This window comes from Desulfurobacteriaceae bacterium, assembly GCA_039832905.1.
Classification (GTDB): Bacteria; Aquificota; Aquificia; order Desulfurobacteriales; family Desulfurobacteriaceae; genus Desulfurobacterium.
In genome coordinates this window covers 1-280 of record JBDOLX010000091.1, presented here as the reverse complement: position 1 = coordinate 280, position 280 = coordinate 1, and the positions used below count along the sequence as shown (strand labels likewise).

The following is a 280-nucleotide window of genomic DNA, read 5'->3' as shown; positions in this document are numbered from 1 at the left end:
ATGGAAGAAGTTAAGGATGCAGACCTTTATATCTCGGCAGCAGCGATAGGAGACTTTAAACCCGCGAAGCCTGAGAAAGAAAAGATAAAGAAAACAAAAGAAAAACTTATCTTAGAACTTGAAAGAACAGAAGACATTCTTAAAATTGTCTCTGGAAACAGGAGAAATGGGCAGGTTATCGTAGGATTTGCTGCTGAAACTAAGGATTTAGTTGAAAATGCAAGAAAAAAGATAGAAAGCAAAAAGCTTGATGCCGTAGTTGCCAATGATGTTAAAAAGG

General features: G+C 36.8%; 1 protein-coding gene. It reads left to right on the top strand.

Annotated elements, in window-relative coordinates; genetic code table 11:
• On the top strand, positions 1 to 280 hold a 280-nt coding region (locus ABGX27_06395), incomplete at its 3' end, for a phosphopantothenoylcysteine decarboxylase (GenBank protein MEO2069126.1).